Genomic DNA, 20,423 nt, shown 5'->3' on the forward strand with positions numbered 1-20,423 from the left:
GGTGCGGGTCAACCCCGCCCCCACCCCCCCCCCCCCTCCGATAGGGGCGGCGGGGCCGCCCCCCCCCGGGGGGGGGGGGGGGGGGGCCGCGGGGCCCGGGGGGGGGGGGGCCCCCGGGGGGGCCCCCCCCACGGCTGTTGTCTGCCTGGGTGCCGTACTGGCCGTGTGCGGGGACGGTGGCAGCGGCGGCGGATACGTGGCGGTGGGAGCCCCGGCCGACTCGGGACCCGTGGTGGCCCCGACCGGGAACGTCTCGCTGGCACCGCTGCCCGCGTCCACGCCACCCGCGGAAGCCGCCAAGGGAGCCCCTCGGCAGGGCAGTTCACGCCCGCAGTCCCCACCTTCCGCACCGCCCGGCGCGGCGACGGACCGCGGCGACGACAACTCCTCCCGTACGAGCGCCGGTTCGGGCACCGCGTCGGCGTCCCCCGCTCGGCCGACCCCGGGTTCCACGGCAAGTAGCGGTCCCCCCGGTACCCCCAGTCCTCCGGGTCCCGTCGGCCCCGCCGTTCTCGACGTGAGCGAGCCCACGCGGGAGGCAACCGACAAGCGCTGGTGCGAGAAGGTGACCGTCTCCTTCCACAACACCGGTGGCAGCGCCGTGCGTTCGGGCACGGTGACCCTCGGGACGCACATCATCGGGGCGCTCGGCATCGACTGGGCGACGATCGACTCGACGCGGGATCTGCCGGCGCCGATCGCGGCCGGAGCGGGCAGCACGAAGACCTGGACGGTGTGCGTCGACGACTGGCGCGTGCCGCTCGGCATGCACATCGAGACGCGGGACGTGTCCGTCCAGTGGAAGTGACCCGCCTCCACCGGTCCTACCGGCGGAGCGGGCGGGTTGCCTTACGCCAGCGCGAGCCAGGCCACGGCGGCCACGACCGCCACGGCGACGACGATGCCGATGATCAGGCCGATACGGGGGCCCGCCGGGGCGGCCGCCTGCTGCTGCCGGGCCTGGGGGCCCTCGTCGACGAAAGCGCGGAACATCTGGGTGCTACCCGCGGGGTCGTAGTTGCCCTCGGGGCCCTGGGTGTTTGCCATGGCCCAGGACCCTAGCGAATACCCGCCCCCTACCCAAGTGCCGGGTTCCCGTTCCTCGGTTCTGGACGGCATGGACGGCGAGCTGGATGACGCACACCCACCGGCAGCGCGCCCCGCCAGGGGCACAAGGAACCACGCGCCCAGCCCCACGGGAGGGCGGTGGCTCAACCCCGCAAGGATCGGACGCGCAACCCCGCAGATGACCGGAGCTCCGCCCCCATCAAGATGCGGAGGCGCAACCCCGGCCGCCGGCAAGGTGCAACCTGCGCGGCCACGGGGCGGCCACCGCCCCGGCCCACCCCACTGCGGCCGGAGTGCAGCACCTGGGCTCCGCCCCGGCCGTGACCCGGCCGTAACCCGGCCCTGGCCCGGCCCTGGCCCGGCCCTGGCCCCGCCTCGCGAACGGCGGGCTCGGGCGGTCCACAGCGGATTCAAAGCCATACGCGCCACCCACCAGCAGGTTTACATTCGCCAATACTTGCCTTTGCCATCTTTTTAGCCCAGCGGCAGCGATATCGTTTGCCTGCAGCAACCAACTGGATTTATGGTTGCCCCAAGCAACGAATACAGGAGGTGTGATGGCCGAGCAGGCGCAGTACGAGGAATTGGCTCGTCAGCTCAGTGCCATCGGCGCCGTGAAGCGGGAGCTCGGGCGGATCCTGCCGCACGACTGCCCCGCGGGCTCCGCCGCCGTACTGACCCTCCTCGGCCGGCACGGCGACATGCGGATGAGCAAGCTCGCCGAGCTGCTCGCCGTGGACATGTCGGTGACCAGCCGCCACGTCGCCCACGTCGCCGACCGGGGCTGGATCGAACGCCTCCCCGACCCCGCCGACAAACGCTCCCGCATCCTGCGTCTCACCGACGCGGGACGCGAGCAGCTCACCGAGCTCTCCCGCCGCTCCTCGCGGCTGTTCGCCGACCGGCTGAGCGACTGGTCCGACCACGAGGTCGGCCTGCTCATCCACCTGATGGACCGGCTGCGCGAGAGCTTCGGCGACTGCCGTGCCGTACCCCGGCCGCCCTACGTGCCGGAAGCAACCGAACTGACCACCCGTACACCCGCGTAAGACAAGAAAAGGAAGCCCATGGCAACGACCACACCAGCCGGTGTGCGGGCTCACGCCAAGCACGGAGGTGGACCCTCCGACGGCGCACCGATGACGCACCGACAGATCATGGAAGCCCTCTCCGGCCTGCTGCTCGGCATGTTCGTCGCGATCCTGTCGTCGACGATCGTCACCAACGCACTCCCCGAGATCATCGGCGACCTGGGCGGCGGCCAGTCCGCCTACACCTGGGTCGTCACGGCCTCGCTGCTGGCCATGACCGCGACCACGCCTCTGTGGGGCAAGCTCTCCGACCTGTACAGCAAGAAGGCGCTCGTACAGATAGCCCTCGTCATCTACGTGCTGGGTTCGGCCGCCGCCGGTCTGTCCCAGAACCCCGGCATGCTCATCGCGTGCCGCGTGGTCCAGGGCGTCGGCGTCGGCGGTCTGTCCGCCCTCGCCCAGATCGTCATGGCGGCGATGATCTCCCCGCGTGAGCGCGGGCGTTACTCCGGCTACCTCGGCGCGACCTTCGCTGTGGCAACCGTCGGCGGCCCGCTGCTCGGCGGTGTCATCACCGACACCTCGTGGCTCGGCTGGCGCTGGTGCTTCTACGTCGGCGTGCCGTTCGCGGTCATCGCGCTGATCGTGCTGCAGAAGACCCTCCACCTGCCCACCGTGAAGCGGGACGTGAAGGTCGACTGGGGCGGCGCGTTCTTCATATCCGCCGCGGTCTCGCTGCTGCTGGTCTGGGTCACCTTCGCCGGTGACAAGTACGACTGGGTGTCGGGGCAGACGTACGCGATGGTGGGCGGCGCGATCGTCCTCGGGCTGCTGTTCGTGCTCGTCGAGTCCAAGGCGAGCGAGCCGATCATCCCGCTGCGGCTGTTCCGCAACCGCACCATCACCCTCTCCTCCCTCGCCTCGCTCTTCGTGGGCGTCGCGATGTTCACCGGCACCGTCTTCTTCAGCCAGTACTTCCAGCTGGCCCGCGACAAGTCCCCGACGATGTCGGGCGTCATGACCATCCCGATGATCGGCGGCCTGTTCATCGCCTCCACGGTCTCCGGCCAGGTCATCACCAAGACCGGCCGGTGGAAGTACTGGCTGGTCAGCGGTACCGTCCTGATCACCGCGGGCCTGGGCCTGCTGGGCACCATCCGCTACGACACGACCTACTGGCACGTCGCGATCTTCATGGCGCTGCTCGGTCTCGGCGTCGGCATGACGATGCAGAACCTGGTGCTGTCCACGCAGAACCAGGTCGCCCCGTCCGACCTCGGCTCGGCCAGCTCCACGGTGACGTTCTTCCGTTCCCTCGGTGGTGCGATCGGCGTCTCCGCGCTGGGCGCGATCATGTCCACCCGGATCACCGACTACGTCAAGGACGGCCTGGCCGGCATCGACCCCAAGTACGCGGCCGCCGCCTCCGGCTCCGGTTCCGGCACCATCCCGAACATGGACGCGGTGCCCGCCCCGCTGCGCACCGTCCTGGAGAGCGCCTACGGTCACGGCATCGCGGACGTCTTCATGATCGGCTCCGCCCTGGCGCTACTCGCCTTCTTCATCGTCCTGTTCATCAAGGAGGTCCCGCTGCGGACCTCGGGCGCGCTGGCCCAGGCCGCGGAGGCGAAGGCGGAGGCCACCGCGGCGGAGGCCTCGGAAACCGCCGAGGTACCCGCCGCGGCGCCCGCCGAGGAGAGGATCCCGAGCTGGGCGGCCGTCGCCGAGACGAGCCTCGCGGCCGGACCCGAGGGCACGCAGCGGCTCGCCGCCGTCGCCACCGCCACACGGGAGAGCGCCCCGCTGCCCGCCTCCGGCGGCGTCCCGGTCCGCGGTCACGTCCGCGGCGCCGAGAGCGCCCCCGTCCCGCAGGCCGCGGTCACGCTGATCTCGCTCGCGGGACGGCAGCTGGGCCGGTCGGTCGCGCAGACCGACGGCTCCTACGCGGTGGACGCGCCCGGCGCGGGCTCGTACGTCCTGATCGCCTCCGCCGACGGTTTCCAGCCGCAGGCCTCGACGATCATCGTGAACGACGAGCCGGTGGCGTACGACATCGTGCTGAGCGGCACGAGCGGGCTGAGCGGATTCGTCCGGGCCGCCGGGACCGGCACCCCGGTCAAGGACGCCATGGTCATCGTGACCGACGTCCGCGGCGACGTGCTGGCCACCGGGACCACCGGTGAGCAGGGCCAGTTCACCTTCGCCGAACTGGTCCCGGGTCCGGTGACCATCGCGGTGAACGCGGCCGGCCACCGCCCGCAGGCCCTCACCGTCGAGGTCGGCGGCGCCGGGGTCACCCGGGTCGAGGTCGAGCTCAGCGCGGGCGCCCAGCTCCAGGGCGTCGTACGGGCCCCCGGCGGCCCCCTGGGCGACGCCCGGGTCACGCTGGTCGACGCGGCCGGCAACGTGATCGGCACCGCCAGGACCGGCATGGACGGCGCGTACGCCTTCACCGACCTGGACGGTGGCGAGTACACCGTCATCGCGACGGGCTACCCCCCGGTGGCGACGGCTCTCACGGTCTCCGGCCGTGGCGTCGACGACCACGACATCACCCTCGCCCACCCCGGCGAGTAGTTGATACGCCGGCCCGTGGGGACGCGCGCGCTCTGAGCGGAGGTGCGCCCCCCACGGGCCGGTCTCATCGCGACCGATTTTTAGTGCTTTGCAGGGAGAAAACGGGATGGGACTGACCGCACGGATTCGCACGCGGGACGGATGGGCCGTGTCGCACGCGGTCGTCACGGTGACCGACATGACCGGGACGCAGGTGCTGCGCGCCGAGGCGGACACCGAAGGAGCCGTGCACGACCCGACCGCCCTCACGCCGGGCGCGTACACCGTGATCGTGACCGCGGTCGGGTACGCGCCCGCCGCCTCCAGCGCGATCGTCACGGCGAGCGGCCGGGCCGAGATCGGCAACGTGACCCTCGCCCGCCAGGGCGGCACCGAACTGCCGCCGCCCGGCCCCTGGACGGTCGACCCGGCGCACTCCTCCGTCGGCGCCGCCGCCCAGCACCTGGGCATCTCCAGCGTGCACGGCCGTTTCACGGAGTTCCGGGCGACGATCGAGATCGCCCCGGACGACGTGTCCAAGTCCCGCGTCGAGGCCGTGATCTCCGCCGCGTCGATCGACACCGGCAACGGCATGCGCGACGGCCATCTGAAGTCCCCCGACTTCCTCGACGTCGAGACGTACCCGCAGATCACCTACCGCTCGACCGGCCTGACCCCGGCCGGCTCCGACCGCTGGACCGTGCACGGCGAACTCACCATGCGCGGCATCGCCCGCCCGGTCGACCTGAACCTCGCCTACCTGGGCACCGGCGCGGACCCCTGGGGCGGTACACGGGCCGCCTTCCGGGCGACGGCCGACCTCCACCGCGAGGACTTCGCCATGAACTACAACCAGGTCATCCAGGCCGGCATCTCAGCGATCGGTACGACACTGAAGGTGGAACTGGACGTCCAGGCGGTACAGGGTGAGTCCCTCCCACAGGCGTAAGGCGAGCGCACCTTCCCGGCGGGCGGCCTAGGCTGGCTCACATGGCACCGAACATCGCTACGAACACCGCCGTGTCCCTGGACGAACTGCTCGACTTCGTACGCCCCCGCCACCGCGCCATCCTCCTCACCCGCCGTACCGACGGCAGCCCCCAGGGCTCTCCCCTGACCTGCGGGGTCGACGACGCCGGGCGGATCGTCGTCTCGACCTACCCCGAACGCGCGAAGACCCGTAACGCCAAGCGCGACGACCGTGTCAGCCTGATCGTGCTGAGCGACGAGTGGAACGGACCCTGGGTCCAGATCGACGGCACGGCCGAGGTCGTCGACTCCCCCGAATCCGTCGAGCCGCTCGTCGAGTACTACCGGAACATCGCGGGCGAACACCCGGACTGGGACGAGTACCGGGAGGCCATGCTCAAGCAGGGCAAGTCGATCATCCGGGTCACACCGGTGAAGTGGGGCCCGGTCGCGACGGGCGGCTTCCCGGCCCGGCTCGCGCCCTAGGCCCTCGCGACCATCGTCTCGATCCCCGCGATCAGCGTCTCCAGCGCGAACGTGAAGTCCCGCTCGCGCATCTCCTCGACCGTGTCACCGCCGCGGGCCTCCATGAGGTCCGCGGCGTTCTCGAAATTGGCGGAGAACTGCGGCTGTTCGCCGATCGTGCTCATGGCCTGACGGAAGTACTCGTCCTGGGTCATCCCCGCCGAGGCGCAGCGCTGCACGAAGTGGCCCTCGATGGTGCCGAACCCGTACACGAACTGGAAGACCGCCGAGAGCGCGCCCATCTGGCCGTGCCGGGGCAGGCCGGTGTTGCGGATCACCTGCTGGACGCAGAGCGAGAAGGCCATGGAGTGCGGGCCGATGTTCAGGAAGGTCCCGATCAGCGGGGACACCCAGGGGTGGCGGACCAGCAGCGCGCGGTAGCCGGTGGCGAGGGAGCGGAGCTGGTCGCGCCAGTCCTCGCCCGACTCCGCGTCGGGCAGCTCCAGTTCGCCGAAGACCGCGTCGAGGGCGAGCTCGAGCAGGTCGTCCTTGGTGTCGACGTACCAGTACACGGACATCGCGGTGACGTTCAGCTCGGCGGCCAGCCGGCGCATGGAGAACCTCGCCATGCCCTCGGCATCCAGCAGCCGCACCGTGACCTCGGTGATCCGGTCCCGGTCGAGCCCCGACGGCTGTCCGCCCCCGCGCGCCGCGGCGCCCCGGGGAGCCTTGCCCTCCAGCCAGACACTGGTCCGCGCCGGACGCTCGGCACGGTCGGCTGCCCTCACCATGGCGCACCTCCTCGGAACTCGGAACCCAGCGCTCGGCGCTCGGTCGGCAATCGGTACTCGGCAATCGAAAGCGGCGGCAGCGGGTCCGCCCTCCCTGATGCTAAGCGGGCGCTACGCCGATACCGCCACCGCGGAGTCTGCCCTCTCCGCACGTCGTAGCAACGCCGCGGCCAGCGGTCCACCGAGAAGGACGGCCACCGCGCCCACCAGTTGGCTGGTCTCCAGTCCCTACGAGAACGCGTCCGTGATCCGCCCGCGCTCCTCGTCCGAGCCCGCCGAGGCCAGCGCCTACGGGAGCGAGGCCGCCGCCACCGGAATCAGCGCCGCGAACCGGGAGTTGAGGATCGCCCCGAGCACCACCACGCCCAGGCCGTTGCCGAACTCGGCGAGCGAGCGTGCCGTTGATGCCCGCGCCCACGCCCGCCTTCTCGGGCGGAATCGCGCTCATGATGGCGTGTGCCACGGCCGGGTTGGCCACGGCGGCGCCCGCGCCGATCAGCGACAGCCCGAGCAGTGTGCCGCCGTACCCGTGCGCGGCGACGCCGGTGTGCCGAGTCGCGCCGTCCACTTCGCCGAGAGGCCGGAGAAGTTCAGCGCCACGACCGCGAGCGCGAGCGACGCCGTACGCAGCCCGGCTTCCAGGGCGCCGTATCCCAGGACGAATTGGAGGCGCTGGGTGAGGAGGAAGAGGGCCCCGCCCATGCCGAGGGCGATGAGGACGGCTCCCGCGACGGCTCCGGTGAAGCGCCGGTCGCGGAAGAAGTGCGGGTCGAGCACGGTGTACGGGATCCGGCTCTCCCCGTACACGAAGGCGGCCAGCACCAGCACGGCGACCGCGTCCGTGGCCAGCACCCGGCCCGACGTCCAGCCGTGCTGGGGGCCGGAGATGATCGCGTACACGAGCGCGGTCATGCCGATCGTGGAAAGCAGCGCTCCCAGGAGGCAGTCGGCGAGTCCGGCCACCACCGAGCCGAACAGTTCCCATACAGCGTACAACGTGGTTCTCCGGGCGCACGAAAAGGACGTACGGAAGGACGCACGTAAAGGGCGCACGTAAAGGGCGCACGTAAAGGGCGGTGGCCCGGAGCTGGATCGCTCCGGGCCACCGCCCCGCGTACAAGACCTGCCGTCAGCTGCTGGTCGGCTGTGTCAGGTCGTAGAAGGTGGCCGAACCGACCGTCACCTTCTTGAAGTTGGCCGTGACCCACGAGCTGATCTGGGAGGAGGTGGAGGTGGTGGAGGAGTTGCCGCCGCCCATGCCACCGCCCATGCCGCCGCCCGAGATGAAGTAGTGGATCTTGCCGTCCGTCACGTACTTCTTGAACTGGGCCAGCGTCGGGGACGGGTCGGTGCCGTTGAAGCCGCCGATCGCCATCACCGGCTTGCCGGTGGAGAGCTGGTAGCTCGCGGAGTTCTGGGAACCGATGGCCGCGGCCGCCCAGGTGTAGTCGCCCGCATTCGTCTCCAGCAGCTTCTTGGCCGCGGAGCTGACGGTCGCGCCGTTGAGCAGACCGCCCACGCCGCCACCGCCCATGCCGCCCTCGCCCACCGCGCCGCCGCCGGGCATGCCGCCCTGCTGGTTCTGGCCCTGAGTGTTGCCGTTGCCCTGCTGGTTCTGGCCGGGGAAACCACCGGTGCCGCCCGTCGGGGGCTGGCCCATGCCGCCGCCCTGCTGGGTGGTGCCGTTACCGCCCTGCTGGTTCTGGCCCTGGGAGTTGCCGCCACGGGGGAAGCCGCCCCGCATGCCACCGCCGCCGGGACCACCCCGGCCGCCCATCACGCTGGCGCCCGCCGGACCGGCCGTGACGATCGAACCGGTGTGCCCGGTGTTCACCGTGGACAGGGTGTACGCCGTCGGGCCCGCTACCGAGGCCATGAAGCTCAGCCCGACCGCCGCGAGGGCCAGTTGACGGCCCAGCCTGGCCGCGAAGACCAGGCCGAGCGCGCCGGCCAGACCGCCGATGAGGACCAGCCACTTCAGCCACGGCAGGTAGGTGGGGGTGCGATTGAGGAGGACGTATCCCCAGGCGGCGCTCGCGGTGACCACGCCGGCGAGGGTGAGCGAGGCCCAGACCTTGCTGCGCTCCTCCCACAGCACCGTCGCGCCCATGCCGACGACGGCCGCGATGTAGGGGGCCAGGGCCACCGTGTAGTACTGGTGGAAGATGCCAGCCATGTAGCTGAAGATGATCGTCGTCATCAGCAGCGCGCCGCCCCAGGCGAGGAACGAGCTGCGCGTCAGGTCGGTCCGCCCGGCCTTGCGGGTGAGCACGATCCCCGCGACGAACAGGATCAGCGCGGCGGGCAGCAGCCAGGCGATCTGGCTGCCGATCTCCGAGTTGAACATCCGGTTCCAGCCGGTCTCGCCCCACTGGCCGGTGCCACCGCCACCGCCGCCACCACCGACGCTGCCGGTCTCGTCGCCGTTGATACGGCCGAGGCCGTTGTAGCCGAAGGTCAGCTCGAGGAAGGAGTTGTTCTGCGAGCCGCCGATGTACGGGCGGGACGACGCGGGCCACAGCTCCACGATCGCCACCCACCAGCCGCCGGCGACGACCATCGCCACCGCCGAAAGACCCAGCTGGGCGAACCGCTTCCTGAGCTGCACCGGCGCGCAGACCGCGTACACGACCGCGAGCGGCGGCAGGATCAGGAAGGCCTGCAGGGTCTTCGCGAGGAACGCGAAGCCGACCGCGACACCCGCCCAGACCAGCCACTTCGTCCGGCCGTCCGCCAGAGCGCGGACCACGCAGTAGATCGTGACGGTCATCAGCAGCGCGAGCATCGCGTCCGGGTTGTTGAACCGGAACATCAGCGCGGCGACGGGAGTGAGCGCGAGCACCGCGCCCGCGAGCAGACCGGCCGCTGGGCTGAAGCGGCGGCGCAGGGCCCCGTACAGGACGCCGACCGTGGCGACGCCCATCAGCACCTCGGGGACGAGGATCGCCCACGAGTTGAGGCCGAAGATCCGTACCGACAGGGCCATCGGCCACAGGGAGGCCGGGGGCTTGTCGACGGTGATGGCGTTGGCCGAGTCGAGCGAGCCGAAGAAGAGGGCCTTCCAGCTCTGGCTGCCGGCCTGGACGGCCGCGGAGTAGAAGGAGTTGGCGTACCCGGAGGCGCTCAGGTTGTAGAGGTAGAGCAGACCGGTGGCGAGGAGCAGACCGAGGAAGGCGGGGCGCACCCAGCGCGGGTCCTCGGGCCGGCCGCGCCAGACGCGGTGGAGGAACGGCTGCTTGGGCTCACCGGACCGGGGGGCCGCGGTGGGCGGCGCCACGGGCTCCTGCAGAGCCGTCGAGCTCAGCGGTCCCCAGGAGGGCTCGGCGCCCCCGAAGGGGCTCGCGCCGCCCTGATGGCTCGTATCGGACTGAGTCGTCATCGTGCGTCCCTCGTGTCCCTCGGGTCGTGATCGTGCGGGCGCACCGCTTGCAGCTGCATGGTCGCGTCCCCCCAGGTACGGTCCGCGGCTTCACCGGCGCGGAACTCGTTGGTCTGGTTGGTCTGGTTGTGGTCGTAGTCGATGTACGGGGCTTGGGGCGCCGTCGCGTTCGGGCGCTGGGGCAGCGGCGTGTGCGGATGCTGCTGGTGTGGGAGCTGGTGCGGGTGCTGGTGCTGCTGGTGCGCCGCCGTCGTCGTGCCGTAGGTGGGCGAGGACGGGTTGTGCGAGCCCGGGTTGTGCGAGGCGACGACGGTCGAGGCCGCCGTCTCGTCGCGCCGGTCCGGGAAGACCCAGGCGCGGAAGAGCAGGAACCGCAGCACGGTCGCCGCGAGGTTGGCGGCGATGAGCACCGCGAGTTCGGTGGAGTGCGCCGGGCTGCTCGTCGCCGCGTTCAGGGCGGCGAGCGAGCCGCTGGTGAGGGCGAGGCCGATGCCGAAGACGACCAGGCCCTGCGCCTGGTGCCGGACCGCGCTGCCACGGCCACGGACGCCGAAGGTCAGACGGCGGTTGGCCGCGGTGTTGGCGACGGCCGACACGAGCAGGGCGAGCGCGTTGGCGATCTGAGAGCCCGAGAACGAGCGGAAGGCGCTGTACAGGAGCAGGTAGAAGAGGGTGGACAGGGCACCCACCACGCAGAAGCCGACGAGCTGGCGGGCCAGGCCCTTGGGTACGTCGGTCAGGTCGCGGTCGCGCGGATCGTCCCCGAAGGGGCGCGCGAGCCGGTCGAGCGGGAGCGAACCGGTGGTGAGGGCGCGCCCCACGCGCCACACGCCCTTCAGGTCGTCGGCCGCGGTCTTCACGATGTGCACGGTCGAGTTCGGGTCGTCGACCCAGTCGACCGGCACCTCGTGGATGCGCAGTCCGGCGCGCTCGGCGAGCACCAGCATCTCGGTGTCGAAGAACCAGCCGGTGTCCTCGATCAGCGGCAGCAGTACCTGGGCGACATCGCGGCGGATCGCCTTGAAGCCGCACTGCGCGTCCGAGAAGCGGGCCTGCAGCGAGCCACGCAGGATCAGGTTGTAGGTGCGGCTGATGAACTCCCGCTTGGCCCCGCGCACCACGCGCGAGCTGCGGGCGAGCCGGGAGCCGATCGCGAGGTCCGAGTGGCCCGAGATCAGCGGGGCCACCAGCGGGAGGAGCGCGTTGAGGTCGGTGGACAGGTCCACGTCCATGTAGGCGAGGATCGGAGCGTCCGAGGCCGACCACACGGTGCGCAGCGCGCGCCCGCGGCCCTTCTGCTCAAGCCGGAAGGACCTGACTTCCGGTATCTCCGACTCCAGCCGTGCGGACACCTGAGGGGTGGTGTCCGTCGAGGCGTTGTCCGCGACCGTGATGCGGAACGCGTACGGGAAGGTGCGCTTGAGATGCTCGTGCAGTCTCACCACACACGGCTGGAGATCCTTCTCCTCGTTGTAAACGGGGATCACTACGTCCAGGACAGGCGTACCGGCGGACCCGGCCGGGAGGTGCTCCCGCGCCGGCAGGTTGCCGGGAGAAGAGTCGGTTCGCATGCGAACGACTCTCGTCAAACGCCCTGTTGCACCCATGTGGTGGCGCTGTGCTGTGCCTGTGAGTACAGTTTCGCCCTTGTTTCCACGATCGCGTCGACGGCGATCGCGGGCAGATGAAGGGTGAACACGGTTCGTCCAGGCATGCTGTCCACGGTGACGGCGCCGCCGTGCGCGGCCGCGACGGCCTGCACGATGGCCAGTCCCAGGCCCGTCGAGCCGGAGGACCGGGAACGCGAGGAATCACCGCGTGCGAAGCGTTCGAAGACGCGCGGAAGCAGGTCGGGCGGGATGCCGGGCCCGTCGTCCTGGACGTCCACGCACAGCCACGGCCCGTGCCGGTGCACGCGTGCGGTGACGGTCGTACCGGGCGGGGTGTGCGTTCTGGCGTTCGCGAAGAGATTGACCATGACCTGTTGCAGCCGTGCGGCGTCCGCCAGGACGAGCGCGGGCTCGTCCGGCAGTTCGAGCCGCCAGTTGTGGTCGCGTCCGGCCGCCCGGGCGTCGCTCACGGCGTCGATGACGAGCGGTACGAGATCGGTCTGGTCGTACTGGAGCGGGCGTCCGGCGTCCAGCCGCGCGAGCAGCAGCAGGTCCTCGACGAGCAGGGTCATACGCCCGGCCTCGGACTCGATCCGGCCGAGGGCGTGCCGGGTGTCGGGCCCGGTCTCCTCGCGGCCGCGTCTGGTCAGCTCGGCATAACCCCGGATCGACGCCAGCGGTGTACGCAGCTCATGACTCGCGTCCGCGACGAACTGCCGTACGCGCATCTCGCTCTGCTGGCGTGCGTGCAGGGCGCTGTGGATGTGGTCGAGCATGCGGTTGAGCGCGGCGCCGACCTGACCGACCTCGGTGTGCGGGTCGGCCTCGGACTCCGGAACCCGCTCGTAGAGGGTGACCTCGCCGGTGTGCAGGGGGAGTTCGGAGACGCGGGTGGCGGTGTTGGCGACCTTGCGGAGGGGGCGGGTGGCCACTCCGACGAGCACGTACCCGGCGATGCCGGCGGCGACCAGGCCGGCGGCGGTGACGCTGATCTCGACGAGGATGAGGGTGTCGATGTTGTCATCGACGTCCTTGGTGGGCAGTGCGATGTAGAAGGCGTCGCTGCTGTCCCGGCTCGCCACGTACTTCACGAGGTAGTTCCCGAACCCCGGGATCTCCATGCTGTGGGCGTTGTTGTCCTTCGGTACGGCCTCCAGCGCCGTCTTCTGCGCCGCGGAGAGATTGCCGGCGAACATCCTCTTGAAGAATCCGTCGTCGTCGTTCTGCTGTTTGGCGACGGCGGCGGAGATGATCGAGCCGTTCTTCACGTACGCGGCGACGGTCTTGGGCGGCGTCGGGCCCTTGGTCAGCAGGCTGTCGACCTTCTCGCTCGGTGTGGCGGTGGCCGCCGAGGAGGAGCCCGGGGCCCCCGGAGCCGCACCGGGTCTCGTGCCGCCCGGAGCCTGCTGCATGTGACCGACCGCGCGCATGGCGATGTCGGTCACCTTGCCGTCCAACTGCTGATACAGGTGGTCGCGCAGGGCCAGCGTGGTCACGGTGCCGATCACCGCACACACCACGGCGATCAGCGACACGGACGCGACGACGAGCCGCGTCCGCAGCGTGCGCGGCTGTCGTCCTCGCCCCTGCTTACGCGGCCGTCGTCGCCCGCTCATGACGCCGCGGGCTTGATCAGGTAACCGGCCCCACGCCTGGTGTGGATCATCGGCTCACGTCCGGCGTCGATCTTGCGGCGCAGGTACGAGATGTAGAGCTCGACGACATTGGCCTGGCCGCCGAAGTCGTACGACCACACGCGGTCGAGTATCTGTGCCTTGCTGAGTACACGCCGGGGGTTACGCATGAGGAACCGCAGGAGTTCGAACTCCGTCGCGGTCAGGTGGATGTTCTCCCCGGCACGCGAGACCTCGTGGCTGTCCTCGTCGAGGGTGAGGTCGCCCACGACGAGCACGGAGTCGGAGCGCCGGTCGGCGGCACCGGAACGGCGGATCAGTCCGCGCAGCCGGGCCACGACCTCTTCGAGGCTGAAGGGCTTGGTGACGTAGTCGTCGCCGCCCGCCGTCAGCCCCGCGATGCGGTCCTCGACGGCGTCCTTGGCCGTGAGAAAGAGGACGGGCACGTCGGGCAGATCGCGGCGCAGGCGCCCCAGGACCGCGAGGCCGTCCATGTCCGGCAGCATCATGTCGAGGACAACGGCGTCGGGCCGAAACTCGCGCGCGGTCTGCACCGCACCCTGTCCGTCACCCGCGCTGCGGATCTGCCAGCCTTCGTAGCGAAGGGCCATGGAGAGCAGCTCGGTGATCGACAGCTCGTCGTCCACTACCAGCACTCGGACGGGGCTCCCGTCCGGCCTCAGCAGTTCGGTGCGCCCCTGGGGCGAGGTCGTGGTCATAGCGGACACCTTGTCGGGGTCCTCTGAGAACGCGCTTTCGGCAACCTGTGATTTTCCTGAGAAACACACAGGTGCCTCTCAGGGAACTCCTGGGAAGATCACGAAGTCCCCGAGGGGCGTTCCTGGACGTTCCTGGGCGTCCCGCCAAAGGAACTGATCGGGCGTCCCGTTCAGGGGCTGATCAGGCGCCCCGCTCAGGAATCGATCGTGAAGAGACGCGCACCGTTCCCGTAGCAGACCGCCCTCAGCCAGTCGTCCCCCAGCCCGAGCCGTTCGAGGGCGTGCAGCTGGTGGACGTACGGATAGGGGATGTTCGGGAAGTCGGTCCCCAGCAGGATCCGGTCGCCGAGGGCGGCGAGCCGGGTCCTGGCCTCCCGCGGAAACGGCGCCAACCGCTCGCTGAAGTCCGTGAACGCCATCGTCGTGTCCAGCCGCACCTCCCCGTAGCGCTCAGCCAGGGCGAGGAAGTCCTCGTACTCGGGCATCCCCATGTGCGCCACGATCAGCCGCAGTCGGGGATGCCGGGCGAGGACGCGGGCGACCGGCTCGGGCCCGGTGTGCTTGCCGGGTGCGGGGCCGGACCCGCAGTGGATCACGACGGGGACCCCGGCCTCGGCGAGCAGCCCCCAGGTGGAGTCGAGTAGTTGATCACCCGGGTCGTACGCCCCCACCTGGACGTGCGCCTTGAAGACGCGAGCCCCTTGCTCCAGGGCCTCCCGCACGTATCCCTCGACGCCCGGCTCGGGGAACAGGGTCGCGGTGTGCAGACAGTCGGGCGTCCGGCGGGCGAAGTCGACGGCCCAGGAGTTGAGCCACCGCGCCATGCCGGCCTTGTGCGGGTAGAGCATCGCGGTGAAGGCCCGTACCCCGAACTCCCGGATCACCGCGAGCCGTTCGCTCTCCTCCGCGCGGTAGGTGATGGGCCACTCGACGCCGCCGGTCAGCGGCCCGAGCGCGTCGAAGTAGTCCCACACCTTGTGCAGGACGCGCTCGGGCATGAAGTGCGTGTGGACGTCGACGAGCCCCGGAAGACCCAGCCGCTCCCAGAACCGCCGTACGTCCTCCCCGTCAGAACCGCCCTCCCCGTCAGACCCGTCAGCCGCGCGCACGCTCGCTCCTGCCACTCCGCCCTGCCTCCTTGCTCCGCCTGGTCCCTGCCCTACTCGGGCCCGATGCCCCGCTCAGTCCCCGCAGTCCGCTCGAACCCATGGCTCCGCTCGACCTTGGCAATGTGCAGCGTGTAGCGCTCGTACCACTCGGCGCGGCCACGCCGCTGCGCCGCGCGGTGCTCGGCGTGCCCGCTCCACTCCCTGATCGCGTCCGCGTCCCGGAAGTACCCGACGGTGATCGCCAGACCACCCGGCGTGCGCGCGAAGTCCATGCCGAGGTAGCCCGGGATGTCCTTCACCAGCTCCTCCATACGCTCGTTGGTCTCTGCGTATCCTCCGTCGTCCTCGGTTCTGACGGAGGTGAACACGGCGGCGTAGTAGGGGGGTTCATGGGCTGCGACAGGCGTGATGGAGTGATCGCTCATGTCAGCCACTGTCGGGCCACGTGTCCCCACTCGTCCAGGCCCTTTCCGAACGGGATCCAAGAGGGATCCATCTCTTGACCCTCGGAGAACGGCATCCGCTCGGGCACCCAGACCTGGGCACTCGGACCCGGGCACACACGCAGACACTCGGACCCGGGCACTCAGAAGAGTCCGTCCTGCCTCACGCTCCTGTCTTCCCACTCCCTTACGGGAACCGTCAGTTGCTCACCCCTGACCGCGGTCAGCTCCCACCCGGTCATGAGCCGCGTATCGACCACGACGACCCCACGCCCGGTCGCCAGATGCAGATCGGGCCCGGCCGCGGCGACCAGCTCCCCGCTCACCACACCACCCGCGACAAGCTCACGCACGACACCGACGGCGGGCGGGAGCCCTTCGAGCCCGAACACCTCGGTGTGATCGACGGCCTGGAAGGGCGCCCGCTCCAGGGACTCGGGCCAGCCTTCGAGCTCCATGACCCGCGCGTGCAGATCCCGGATCTCCTCCAGCCGCTCGCCCGGCCCCGGCAGCGCGGCCCGCACCGCCCGCTTCTCGGCGTACGGGATCCGGTCCGGCACCCGGAGCGCGGCCCGCAGCAGCTCCTCGGTCCGCCGCGCCGCCATCAACGGCCCCTGCCCCAGCCAGCTGAAGACGACGGCCCCCTGCTCCAGCAGCCGAGCCGAACCGCGCGCGACTCCGGTGATTCCGACCTTGACCATGCCGGGCCCGAACCACGCGAGGTACACGTGGTACGGCCGTGGGTCGTCGGCCATCGTGTCGGCGGCCACGGAGTGCGCGCGGTCCAGCCTCGCGCACTCCTCACAACGGGCCCCCGCACTCCGCCCCGACACCACCGCCCGCACAGGACAGGCGTTCCCCCGCGCCCCCACACACGTCCGTACGCCCTCGTCCACCACCCCAAAGGCCACCCGCTTCCCCCAGGACAGCGCACTGCCCCGCCCGCCGCCCCACATCAGCACGGGGCCGTCCGCCGACCACCGCAGACCCGAACATCTCCACGTCTGTGCCATCACTCACGAGCGTAGGCGTTGCCACCGACAACGGAGCCGGGCGGCGATCAGGCTGCCCGGCGAACGGGCAGCCGTTCAGGGGCGGAGTCGGCCACGGGTGGACCCGGTCACGGGAGGACCCGGTCAGGGGTTCACGGGTTCACGGGTTCATGCACTCACGGGTTCACCGCTCGCGGGTTCACCGCCGACAGCCACGTCCGACCTGACCGCGGGCCGCCCACGCCCCGCCAGCCGGCACCCCACACACCCGGGATGTCCCTCCCGCGCGCGGAGGTCCCTGACCCGCAGTCCCCACTCCGAGGCCGGCCGCCGCCCGGGCGCCTTGCCCCATCCGGCGAGATGGAGCACCCAGGTGACCAGCACGCTCACGGCCACGACCGCCAGGCCGCCCCACTCACCGAGGGCGTTGTCGGCGCAGACCCCCAGCCCGATACCCGCCACCCCCACGGTGGCGATCCCGAATCCGATCCAGCCCGCAAGGGTGTGCCCCTCGTCATGCTTGCTCACGTATTGCCTCCCTCTGTCCCAACAGCGGAGTTTCGTGACGTGAGGGACTAGAATCCCTCACGGGCTAAGAAATCTACTCCAGAAACATCTCACGCACTAAGGGAAATGCACATGCAGCAGGGCACGCCGCGCCCACCCGCGACTCCGGCCCAGGCGCTGAGCGCCATGGACCACCTCATCGCGACGGGCATGATCGGCCAGCAGGAGATGGCCCAGCGGCTGAACCTGAGCGTCACCGACCTCACCTGCTTCGGCTTCGTCCTGGAGGCGGGCGACACCCTGCTCACGGCCGGCGACCTCGCGGAGCGGGCCCATGTCACGACGGGCGCGGTCACAGGGATCCTCAACCGCCTCGAACGCGCCGACTACGTCACCCGCCGTCCCGACCCCGACGACCGCCGCCGCGTCCGCGTGGCCGCGAACCCGGACGCGGTCGCCCGTGTCATGGCCCTCTACGAGCCGCACTACGCCCGCCTCGCCGAACTCCTCTCCGACTACTCGCCCGCCGAAATCGCGGTCCTGTACGACTGGTTCACCCGTACGGGAAAGTTGATGAGCGAATACCTCGAGGAGCTACGGAAGGGCGACTGAGCCTGCGCGCCTTCACCTGACGTGGAGAGGGCCCGAAGCCGCGAGTATGGGATGCGACTTCGGGCCCTTCTCCTTCGTCCGACGTCCTCCAGCGGCTTCCCGCCGCAGCCGATTACCCCCAGCCATATGGGCATTGCACTCGCCGAAAGGCCGCCGCGGCTACGGCGTGCGGGCCGGCCATGACTCGTCGTTCCCGTTTCCAGCGCCTTCTGCTGCTCGCGACCTCGACCACCGTGATCGTCGGAGGCGCGGTGTTGCCCAGCAGTGCGATGGCCGCCACGGCCGCGCCGCACACGGCCGCCGTCACCACGGTCGCCTCCGATCATGACGCTCACCGTCAGGACGGCAGCCCCGCCTCCACCAAGCAATGGGTGGAGACCACCGACGCAGCGAGCGGCATCAAGTTCCGGCTCCCCGGAAAGCCCAAGGTCATACAGTTCACCCAGGCCGTGGACGGAATGAACGGTCGCCTTTACGAGGTGAGGACCGACAACGGGGTCATCGTCTTCGCGGTCTTCGACCTGCCCGGCGCCAAGGGGGAGCTCGACGACGCTCTTCGAGGCTTGGTGGACGGCTACAACGCGGGCACCCGGTCCCCCAAGCACAAGCTCTCCAGCACCGGCGTCCACAAGATCACGGTCCACGGCCAGCCGGGCCTCGACGCGCATCTCTCCGCCCCTGACGGCGCCGCGGGCTCCGCCCGCCTCGTCGCCGGCGACGCCCACTTCATCGAGATCATCTCTCTCAGCCCGAAGGGGAAGGAGAAGCCCATGAGTGAGACGCACCAGCAACTCCTCGCGAGCGTCCACGACCCGGACGCCGGCGCCACCCGTACCGGCTGACGCCCCCGATGACGACGATGCGGCAGGTGTCTTGGTAGCCGTCCGATCGGCTCCCCGGGACCATCCGACCAGGACTATCCGATGAGAGTCACCTTCGGACGGACTACGCAGAACTCGTTCCCCTCCGGATCGGCCAGCACGGTCCACGACTCGTCGCCGCCCTGTCCGACGTCCGCTCTGCGGGCGCCGAGGGCAAGGATTCGCTCGATCTCCGCCTCCCGGTCCTCCGCAGTGGAGGTCAGATCGAGGTGCAGGCGGTTCTTGACGACCTTGCGGTCGGTCACCGGCATGAAGCAGATTCCCACCGGGGCCGTCTCGTCCGGCCCGATCACGACCTCCCGCTCCCGCTCGGACAGGATCCGCCAGCCCAGCACCGCAGCCCAGAACCGGGCCAGGGCGGGCAGGTCGCGGGCGTCGATGACGATGTGATGCAGCGAGACAGGCATGCCGGACAGTGTTCCCTTCGAGCTCATGGACCGAACAGAGGCGGTTGCCGTCGAACCCTGCCGTCAAGGCAAAAGCCAGAGGCCCCGCGGATCACTCCACGGGGCCTCTGGTCTGATGTGCACTCGGCAGGATTCGAACCTGCAACCTTCTGATCCGTAGTCAGATGCTCTATCCGTTAAGCTACGAGTGCTTGTTCTGTTGTTTCCTGCTTCGTCCCGCTTCCCGGGCTTTCGGCCCGCTCGCGGCGACAGGAAGAACATTACATGACTGCCGCCGCCATGTGAAATCCGTTTGCCGCACCCCTTGTGAGCTGGGAAAACGCGCTCCGCAGGCACTCAACGCCGAAGCCCCGGTCCAGGTGGACCGGGGCTTCGGATCTTGACGCGGAGGCGGAGGGATTTGAACCCTCGATGGGCTTTAAGGCCCAAACCGCATTAGCAGTGCGGCGCCATAGACCGGACTAGGCGACGCCTCCCGCACAACCGCCCGCGCGAGCGCAAGTGGTGCGTGCAGATGATGACACAGCCGGGTGGGGTGTCACCAATCGGCTCCCACGGTACTAGGCAGTCGGGTCACAGAGCAAAGTCCCGAGGAGCCGGAGGGTCGGAGAGCTGGAGAGCCGGAACCCCTGAGACGGGGGGGCGGGCGTCGGCCGCGCGCAACCGCTCGGGGCCCCTCGCGTTAGTCAGGTCATGTTGCGTCGTCTCGTCCTCACCGCCGCCGCGTCCGTCGCGGCGCTGTCCTCCGTGCCCGCCATGCCCGCCGTCGCCCAGGCCGACGCCGGCCGCGCGGAGCCGGCCTCCCTGAGCCTGATGCCTCCGCCGGCCCGCGGCGAGGATTCCGGGGACCGGCTGACCCTGACCGTCCAGCACACGGAAGGCGGCGACGGGACGTACGAACTGCGGTGTCATCCCGATGGCGGCACTCACCCCGACGTGGGCAGGGCGTGCGCGACGCTGGACCGGCGGACCACCTGGGGCAAGGACCCCTTCGCCCCTGTGGCGCCCGACACGATGTGCACCATGATGTACGGCGGTCCAGCCACCGCCCATGTGACCGGGACCTGGGCCGGGCGGCCCGTCGACGCGCGGTTCGACCGGGCGGACGGCTGCCAGATCGCGCGCTGGGACGCCCTCGTCCCCCTGCTCCCCGGCTCCGCCCACAGCCGCGGCACGGCTCGGCCATGGTGACGCCATGGTTCGGCGAGGCAGGGAGGGAAGGGGTGAAATGCGCGGTCACAGGTTCTTCC

At 70.4% G+C, this 20,423-nt stretch carries 19 protein-coding genes, 2 tRNA genes and 1 pseudogene; 8 read left to right on the forward strand and 14 right to left on the reverse strand.

The genetic code is table 11. The features are described 5' to 3' along the window. Positions 1-517 precede the first annotated feature (517 nt). On the forward strand, positions 518-808 hold the full coding sequence (locus tag ACIQTP_RS29285) for a hypothetical protein (protein WP_403405181.1): 291 nt from the start codon (positions 518-520) through the stop codon (positions 806-808). A gap of 41 nt (positions 809-849) precedes the next feature. On the opposite strand, the gene ACIQTP_RS29290 is transcribed toward ACIQTP_RS29285, so the two are convergent. Continuing rightward, positions 850-1,047 (reverse strand): hypothetical protein, encoded by a 198-nt coding sequence (locus ACIQTP_RS29290; RefSeq protein WP_054235117.1) that lies wholly within the window; start codon positions 1,045-1,047, stop codon positions 850-852. Between the two features lie 578 nt (positions 1,048-1,625). Here ACIQTP_RS29290 and ACIQTP_RS29295 point away from each other — a divergent pair. From ACIQTP_RS29295 to ACIQTP_RS29310, 4 genes are all read left to right on the forward strand, one after another. Next, a complete protein-coding gene (locus tag ACIQTP_RS29295; RefSeq protein ID WP_403405185.1) occupies positions 1,626-2,117 on the forward strand; it encodes a MarR family winged helix-turn-helix transcriptional regulator in 492 nt (163 codons plus the stop codon). Between the two features lie 18 nt (positions 2,118-2,135). Beyond that, positions 2,136-4,676, forward strand: coding sequence for an MFS transporter (locus tag ACIQTP_RS29300; RefSeq protein ID WP_403405188.1), 2,541 nt, complete (start codon positions 2,136-2,138; stop codon positions 4,674-4,676). Between the two features lie 106 nt (positions 4,677-4,782). Next, on the forward strand, positions 4,783-5,604 hold the full coding sequence (locus ACIQTP_RS29305) for a YceI family protein (protein ID WP_403405191.1): 822 nt from the start codon (positions 4,783-4,785) through the stop codon (positions 5,602-5,604). Positions 5,605-5,645: 41 nt separating this feature from the next. Continuing rightward, positions 5,646-6,110 carry a PPOX class F420-dependent oxidoreductase gene (locus tag ACIQTP_RS29310; protein ID WP_402038836.1) on the forward strand — a complete coding sequence of 155 codons (465 nt, stop codon included), beginning with the start codon at positions 5,646-5,648 and terminating at the stop codon, positions 6,108-6,110. On the opposite strand, the gene ACIQTP_RS29315 is transcribed toward ACIQTP_RS29310, so the two are convergent. From ACIQTP_RS29315 to ACIQTP_RS29360, 10 genes and pseudogenes are all read right to left on the reverse strand, one after another. Further along, complete coding sequence (locus ACIQTP_RS29315; RefSeq protein WP_101398925.1) at positions 6,107-6,880, reverse strand: TetR/AcrR family transcriptional regulator; 774 nt, start codon at positions 6,878-6,880, stop codon at positions 6,107-6,109. The two genes, ACIQTP_RS29310 and ACIQTP_RS29315, sit on opposite strands and share 4 nt — an antisense overlap. Before the next feature lie 111 nt (positions 6,881-6,991). Further along, a pseudogene (locus tag ACIQTP_RS29320) lies at positions 6,992-7,822 on the reverse strand (MFS transporter); the annotation flags it as partial. 187 nt (positions 7,823-8,009) lie between these two features. Then, positions 8,010-10,259 (reverse strand): ArnT family glycosyltransferase, encoded by a 2,250-nt coding sequence (locus tag ACIQTP_RS29325; protein ID WP_403405196.1) that lies wholly within the window; start codon positions 10,257-10,259, stop codon positions 8,010-8,012. Then, positions 10,256-11,830, reverse strand: a complete 1,575-nt coding sequence (locus tag ACIQTP_RS29330) for a glycosyltransferase (RefSeq protein ID WP_403405199.1) — start codon at positions 11,828-11,830, stop codon at positions 10,256-10,258. The genes ACIQTP_RS29325 and ACIQTP_RS29330 overlap by 4 nt, the downstream gene beginning before the upstream one ends. 14 nt (positions 11,831-11,844) lie before the next feature. Then, positions 11,845-13,485, reverse strand: coding sequence for a sensor histidine kinase (locus tag ACIQTP_RS29335; RefSeq protein WP_403405202.1), 1,641 nt, complete (start codon positions 13,483-13,485; stop codon positions 11,845-11,847). Continuing rightward, positions 13,482-14,222, reverse strand: a complete 741-nt coding sequence (locus ACIQTP_RS29340; RefSeq protein WP_054235077.1) for a response regulator transcription factor — start codon at positions 14,220-14,222, stop codon at positions 13,482-13,484. The genes ACIQTP_RS29335 and ACIQTP_RS29340 overlap by 4 nt, the downstream gene beginning before the upstream one ends. 194 nt (positions 14,223-14,416) lie before the next feature. Continuing rightward, entirely contained in the window at positions 14,417-15,331 is a 915-nt protein-coding gene (locus ACIQTP_RS29345) for an amidohydrolase family protein (protein WP_403405205.1), read from the reverse strand. 50 nt (positions 15,332-15,381) lie between these two features. Further along, on the reverse strand, positions 15,382-15,756 hold the full coding sequence (locus ACIQTP_RS29350; RefSeq protein WP_403405207.1) for an antibiotic biosynthesis monooxygenase family protein: 375 nt from the start codon (positions 15,754-15,756) through the stop codon (positions 15,382-15,384). A 161-nt stretch (positions 15,757-15,917) separates the two neighbouring features. Then, a complete protein-coding gene (locus tag ACIQTP_RS29355) occupies positions 15,918-16,787 on the reverse strand; it encodes a DUF2797 domain-containing protein (RefSeq protein ID WP_403405210.1) in 870 nt (289 codons plus the stop codon). 147 nt (positions 16,788-16,934) lie between these two features. Beyond that, on the reverse strand, positions 16,935-17,294 hold the full coding sequence (locus ACIQTP_RS29360; protein WP_403405212.1) for an HGxxPAAW family protein: 360 nt from the start codon (positions 17,292-17,294) through the stop codon (positions 16,935-16,937). 111 nt (positions 17,295-17,405) lie between these two features. Here ACIQTP_RS29360 and ACIQTP_RS29365 point away from each other — a divergent pair, with 111 nt between their 5' ends. Together ACIQTP_RS29365 and ACIQTP_RS29370 are read left to right on the forward strand one after the other, a co-directional pair. Next, complete coding sequence (locus tag ACIQTP_RS29365; protein ID WP_403405215.1) at positions 17,406-17,885, forward strand: MarR family winged helix-turn-helix transcriptional regulator; 480 nt, start codon at positions 17,406-17,408, stop codon at positions 17,883-17,885. A 179-nt stretch (positions 17,886-18,064) separates the two neighbouring features. Continuing rightward, positions 18,065-18,727 carry a hypothetical protein gene (locus tag ACIQTP_RS29370; RefSeq protein WP_403405218.1) on the forward strand — a complete coding sequence of 221 codons (663 nt, stop codon included), beginning with the start codon at positions 18,065-18,067 and terminating at the stop codon, positions 18,725-18,727. Positions 18,728-18,801: 74 nt separating this feature from the next. Here ACIQTP_RS29370 and ACIQTP_RS29375 read toward each other — a convergent pair whose 3' ends face one another. The 3 genes from ACIQTP_RS29375 to ACIQTP_RS29385 all read right to left on the reverse strand — a co-directional run bounded on the left by ACIQTP_RS29375 (position 18,802) and on the right by ACIQTP_RS29385 (position 19,649). Continuing rightward, positions 18,802-19,173, reverse strand: coding sequence for a VOC family protein (locus ACIQTP_RS29375; protein ID WP_403405220.1), 372 nt, complete (start codon positions 19,171-19,173; stop codon positions 18,802-18,804). Positions 19,174-19,291: 118 nt separating this feature from the next. Further along, a tRNA-Arg gene (locus ACIQTP_RS29380) sits at positions 19,292-19,364 on the reverse strand. A gap of 194 nt (positions 19,365-19,558) precedes the next feature. Then, positions 19,559-19,649, reverse strand: a tRNA-Ser gene (locus tag ACIQTP_RS29385). A gap of 217 nt (positions 19,650-19,866) precedes the next feature. On the opposite strand from ACIQTP_RS29385, the gene ACIQTP_RS29390 reads away from it, so the two are divergent. After that, the gene (locus ACIQTP_RS29390) at positions 19,867-20,364 is read left to right on the forward strand and encodes an SSI family serine proteinase inhibitor (protein WP_403405222.1); all 498 of its coding nucleotides are present in this window, start codon (positions 19,867-19,869) and stop codon (positions 20,362-20,364) included. Positions 20,365-20,423: the final 59 nt, after the last annotated feature.

This window comes from Streptomyces sp. NPDC090798, assembly GCF_044768965.1.
GTDB lineage: Bacteria > Actinomycetota > Actinomycetes > Streptomycetales > Streptomycetaceae > Streptomyces.

What these genes read in the sequence shown, in the direction of transcription:
- ACIQTP_RS29340 (WP_054235077.1), bottom strand. Translation starts at nt 14,222, where the DNA reads ATGACCACGACCTCGCCCCAGGGGCGCACCGAACTGCTGAGGCCGGAC.
- ACIQTP_RS29290 (WP_054235117.1), bottom strand. Translation starts at nt 1,047, where the DNA reads ATGGCAAACACCCAGGGCCCCGAGGGCAACTACGACCCCGCGGGTAGC.
- ACIQTP_RS29335 (WP_403405202.1), bottom strand. Translation starts at nt 13,485, where the DNA reads ATGAGCGGGCGACGACGGCCGCGTAAGCAGGGGCGAGGACGACAGCCG.
- ACIQTP_RS29390 (WP_403405222.1), top strand. Translation starts at nt 19,867, where the DNA reads ATGTTGCGTCGTCTCGTCCTCACCGCCGCCGCGTCCGTCGCGGCGCTG.
- ACIQTP_RS29375 (WP_403405220.1), bottom strand. Translation starts at nt 19,173, where the DNA reads ATGCCTGTCTCGCTGCATCACATCGTCATCGACGCCCGCGACCTGCCC.
- ACIQTP_RS29330 (WP_403405199.1), bottom strand. Translation starts at nt 11,830, where the DNA reads ATGCGAACCGACTCTTCTCCCGGCAACCTGCCGGCGCGGGAGCACCTC.
- ACIQTP_RS29370 (WP_403405218.1), top strand. Translation starts at nt 18,065, where the DNA reads ATGACTCGTCGTTCCCGTTTCCAGCGCCTTCTGCTGCTCGCGACCTCG.
- ACIQTP_RS29365 (WP_403405215.1), top strand. Translation starts at nt 17,406, where the DNA reads ATGCAGCAGGGCACGCCGCGCCCACCCGCGACTCCGGCCCAGGCGCTG.
- ACIQTP_RS29300 (WP_403405188.1), top strand. Translation starts at nt 2,136, where the DNA reads ATGGCAACGACCACACCAGCCGGTGTGCGGGCTCACGCCAAGCACGGA.
- ACIQTP_RS29355 (WP_403405210.1), bottom strand. Translation starts at nt 16,787, where the DNA reads ATGGCACAGACGTGGAGATGTTCGGGTCTGCGGTGGTCGGCGGACGGC.
- ACIQTP_RS29305 (WP_403405191.1), top strand. Translation starts at nt 4,783, where the DNA reads ATGGGACTGACCGCACGGATTCGCACGCGGGACGGATGGGCCGTGTCG.
- ACIQTP_RS29315 (WP_101398925.1), bottom strand. Translation starts at nt 6,880, where the DNA reads ATGGTGAGGGCAGCCGACCGTGCCGAGCGTCCGGCGCGGACCAGTGTC.
- ACIQTP_RS29325 (WP_403405196.1), bottom strand. Translation starts at nt 10,259, where the DNA reads ATGACGACTCAGTCCGATACGAGCCATCAGGGCGGCGCGAGCCCCTTC.
- ACIQTP_RS29295 (WP_403405185.1), top strand. Translation starts at nt 1,626, where the DNA reads ATGGCCGAGCAGGCGCAGTACGAGGAATTGGCTCGTCAGCTCAGTGCC.
- ACIQTP_RS29310 (WP_402038836.1), top strand. Translation starts at nt 5,646, where the DNA reads ATGGCACCGAACATCGCTACGAACACCGCCGTGTCCCTGGACGAACTG.
- ACIQTP_RS29350 (WP_403405207.1), bottom strand. Translation starts at nt 15,756, where the DNA reads ATGAGCGATCACTCCATCACGCCTGTCGCAGCCCATGAACCCCCCTAC.